At 73.8% G+C, this 3,761-nt stretch carries 5 protein-coding genes; all 5 read left to right on the top strand.

The features are described 5' to 3' along the window. Positions 1 to 402: 402 nt before the first annotated feature. The 5 genes from V7E45_RS39290 to pqqD are packed head-to-tail and all read left to right on the top strand — an operon-like array spanning position 403 to position 3,728. On the top strand, positions 403 to 1,554 hold the full coding sequence (locus V7E45_RS39290) for a PQQ-dependent sugar dehydrogenase (protein WP_333779080.1): 1,152 nt from the start codon (positions 403 to 405) through the stop codon (positions 1,552 to 1,554). A gap of 59 nt (positions 1,555 to 1,613) precedes the next feature. Then, the gene (pqqA, locus tag V7E45_RS39285; protein ID WP_020938541.1) at positions 1,614 to 1,745 is read left to right on the top strand and encodes a pyrroloquinoline quinone precursor peptide PqqA; all 132 of its coding nucleotides are present in this window, start codon (positions 1,614 to 1,616) and stop codon (positions 1,743 to 1,745) included. An 8-nt stretch (positions 1,746 to 1,753) separates the two neighbouring features. Next, positions 1,754 to 2,659 carry a pyrroloquinoline quinone biosynthesis protein PqqB gene (gene pqqB / locus V7E45_RS39280; RefSeq protein ID WP_333779079.1) on the top strand — a complete coding sequence of 302 codons (906 nt, stop codon included), beginning with the start codon at positions 1,754 to 1,756 and terminating at the stop codon, positions 2,657 to 2,659. Then, positions 2,656 to 3,459 (top strand): pyrroloquinoline-quinone synthase PqqC, encoded by an 804-nt coding sequence (gene pqqC, locus V7E45_RS39275; RefSeq protein WP_333779078.1) that lies wholly within the window; start codon positions 2,656 to 2,658, stop codon positions 3,457 to 3,459. Before pqqB ends, pqqC begins: the two co-directional genes overlap by 4 nt. Continuing rightward, positions 3,459 to 3,728: a pyrroloquinoline quinone biosynthesis peptide chaperone PqqD gene (gene pqqD, locus V7E45_RS39270; RefSeq protein ID WP_333779077.1), complete on the top strand. Its 270-nt coding sequence runs from the start codon at positions 3,459 to 3,461 to the stop codon at positions 3,726 to 3,728. The genes pqqC and pqqD overlap by 1 nt, the downstream gene beginning before the upstream one ends. The last annotated feature ends 33 nt before the right edge of the window (positions 3,729 to 3,761 follow it).

Here is a 3,761-nt window from a genome sequence, read left to right as displayed (position 1 = left end):
GGGGGGGGGCGGGGGCCCCGGCCCCGGCCCCGGGCGCGCGGCCACGGTCGGTCGACGGCACCGGCTGCCCGTCCCGGGAGTGACCGCCGCGGGACGGCCACTGGCATGACGGCGCGTCACCCGTCGGAGGGACTTCCCGGCGCCGGTGAGCCGGAGAACGGCGCACTGGTGCCGACCATCGCTGAAAGGGCCGTCAGCAGGATGGAGGGATCCCGGTGGCCGTCGTCCCGGTGGGCGTCGAGCATTCCAGGAGGAGTCGGCGCCCGGCCTCGCTCCGGCCCTCTTCCGCCGGGTTCACCACGATGCGGCGCAGCAATGAGCACCAGCCCTGAAAGCGCAGTCGGCCGCGTCTTCCCGACGGAAGCCACGCGGTCACGCCCCCACCGAAGGAAAGGCTCCAGGATGTCACGCTTGGCGCGTTCGCCGCTGCCCCGGCTCCGTCCGGGCATGGCCGCCGTCACCGCCGTCGCCGCCGTGCTGGCCGTCGGCGGCTCGCAGTCGGCCGCCACGGCCGCGGCACCGCCGTCCGTCCCCCGCGCACAGGACACCGGTGCCGGCGTCCCCCTCAAGGGCGGCGCGCCGGCCGGTGTGGCCACGCTCTCGGACAAGCTGACGACTCCGTGGGGCATCGCGTTCCTGCCGGGCCGGAACGCGGCGCTGGTCACCGAACGGGACACCGGCGTGGTCTGGAAGGTCGCCCTGGACGGGACCAAACAGCGGCTCGGGACGGTGCCCAACTCGGTGTGGAACCTGCAGACCCAGGACAAGGGCGGTCTGCTGGGCGTCGCCGCGTCACCGACCTGGAACGGGAGGACGGACAAGGACGTCTTCTTCATGGAGACCACGGCCGGCGACAACCGCGTGGTCCGGATGAGCTACGACGGCAGGACGCTCAGCGGCTACACCCCGGTGCTGACCGGCATCGTCAGGGACACCCAGCACAACGGCGGGAAGATCGCCTTCGGCCCCGACGGTTACCTCTACGTCACCACGGGCGACGCGCAGCAGTCGAAGCTGGCGCAGGACAGGAACTCCCTCAACGGCAAGATCCTGCGGATCACCCGGACCGGTGCCGCGGCGCCCGGGAACCCGTTCGGCAACCGCGTCTACAGCTACGGCCACCGCAATCCCCAGGGCCTGGCCTGGGACAGCACCGGCCGGCTGTGGGAGACCGAGATCGGCCAGGACGCCTGGGACGAGCTCAACCTCGTGAAGCCGGGCCGCAACTACGGCTGGCCCGCCTGCGAGGGAGGCTGCTCCGCCGCGGGCATGACGAACCCCAAGATGGTCTGGAAGCCCTCCGGCGGCGGCGTGCCCGCCCAGATCGCGATCGTCAGGAACGTCATCTACGTCGCGACCCTGAGCGGCCACCGGCTGTGGCGGGTGCCGATCGACGCCACCGGCGAGGCCGTCGGGCCGGCGAAGGCCTACTACCAGGGCGCCTACGGCCGGCTGCGGGCGCTGGCGAAGGTCCCCGGGGCCGACCGGCTCTGGCTGGGGACGAGCGACCGCGGCGCCGAGAAGGACCTCCTCCTCCAGGTGACCATCAAGTGAAGACCCCCCTCCCGCACCGGGAGGGTCAACTCACCCCTGTCGAAAGGAAGGTACGCACCATGACCGAAGCCGTCGAGCAGGCCGGGCAGACCCGCGCCGAGGAGACCGAGCAGACCGCCTGGCAGACCCCCGGGTACTCGGTGGTCGACACCGCGCTCGAGGTCACCGCCTACTCCCTCTCCGTCCGCTAACCGCCGCCGTGCTGCTGCAGGTGCTCGGCACCGCGGCCGGCGGCGGCATCCCCCAGTGGAACTGCGCGTGCCCCGGGTGCTCCGGGGCACGCGCCCACAGCTGTCGGCGCCGCGGACACGCGTCCCTGGCCGTCCGCACCGACGAGGGCCGCTGGTACCTCGTCAACGCCACCCCCGACATCGGCGACCAGATCGAGACCCACCCGGTCCTGCACCCCGGACCCGGCCCCCGGCAGACACCGGTCGCCGGCGTGGTCCTCACCGACGCCGAACTCGACCACACCCTGGGCATCTGGCGGCTGCGCGAGGCCCGGAGCCTGGAGATCCTCGCCACGCCCCCGGTGCGCCAGGCCCTCGACGAGCGCCTGCGCCTGAGCGAGGTGCTCACCCCGTACACCGACCTGACCTGGCGGGAGCTGGAATGCCGGGTCGCCCTTCCGCTCGACCCCACCGGCCCCGGCACGGGCCTGCGGATCAGCGCCGTGCCCGTCTCCGGCAAGCGCCCCCGGTACGCCGCCGGCGCCCCCGCGCACGAAGCCTGGGTCGTGGCACTGCGCCTGTACGACCCGGCCGCCGGCACGTCCGCCCTCTACGCCCCGGCCGTGGCCGAGTGGTCCGAGGAACTGCACCGGGCCGCGGCCGAGGCCGACTGCGTCCTCGTCGACGGCACCTTCTGGGACGACGAGGAACCCCGCCGCACCGGAATCTCCACCCGCACCGCCACGGGCATGGGCCACCTGCCCATCGACGGACCGCGCGGCACCGCCGCCGTGCTCGCCACGCTGTCCGCCCGCTGCCTCTACACCCACCTCAACAACACGAATCCCCTCGTCGATCCCGCGGCGCCGCAGCACAAGCGGCTCGCCCGGCTGGGCGTCGAGGTGGCCGACGACGGAATGGTGATCGAGCTGTGACCACGACACTCGCCCCGCCGACGGAGCCCTGGAGCCCCGCCGAGTTCGAGGCCCGCCTGCGCGCGGTGGGCCAGGGGCGCTACCACGACCGCCATCCCTTCAACGTCCGTATGCACGAGGGCGATCTGAGCAAGGCCGAACTGCGCCGCTGGATCACCAACCGCTTCCACTACCAGATCCACATCCCGGTCAAGGACGCGCTGATCGTCGCCAAGCTGGACTCGTCGCGGCTGCGGCGCATGTGGCTGCGGCGGATCGAGGACCACGACGGACGCGCCGAGGGCGAGGGCGGCATCGAGCGCTGGCTGCGGCTCGGCGAGGCGGCCGGCCTCGACCGCCGCACCCTGCTGTCGGGGGAGACCGTGCTGCCCGGCGTACGGCTGGCCGTGGAGGGCTACGTCAACTTCTGCCGCCTGCGCTCGCCGCTCGAGGCCGTGGCCGCCTCGCTCACCGAACTGAGCGCGCCCGGCCTCATGCGCGTGCGCATCGAGGCGTTCGAGCGCCACTACCCCTGGATCGCGGCCGACGGCCTCGCCTACTTCCGCACCCGCGTCGACCAGGGCCGGCGCGACAGCGCCGAGGCGCTGGAACTCGTCCTGGAGTGGGCCCGCACCCGCCCGGACCAGGAACGGGCCGTGGCCGCGCTCTCCTTCAAGTGCGACGTGCTGTGGGCCCTGCTCGACGCTGTCGAGTGCGCCGGACGGCCCGGGGCCGACGGGCAGGACGCGCCGGCGGACCGTGCGGACCGGGACGACCGGGGCGACCGGGACGACCGGGACGAGCGACGGGAGCGCGTGTGATGTCCGGGCCCGACCCCCAGTGGTGCCCGTCCCTCGCCCCGGCGCTGACCCTGCGGCACGACAGCGTGCGCGGCACGGACCTGCTGGTCATGCCGGAACGCGTGGTCGTCCTCCAGGGGCACGCCGGTGCGGTCGTCGGTCTGTGCGACGGCACCCGCACCGTGCCCGGGATCGTCGGCGAACTGGCCGAGCGCTTCCCCGGCGCGCCGGTGGCCGGTGAAGTCCCCGCCTTCATCGACCGGTTGCGGCAGGAGGGCTGGCTCAAGTGACCGACCCCGCCGCCCCCGCCGCCACCCCGGCGC

The sequence above is a fragment of the Streptomyces sp. IBSBF 3136 genome, from assembly GCF_036815105.1.
In the GTDB taxonomy this organism is placed as follows: Bacteria; Actinomycetota; Actinomycetes; order Streptomycetales; family Streptomycetaceae; genus Streptomyces.
This window is presented reverse-complemented; position numbering and strand designations above follow the sequence as displayed.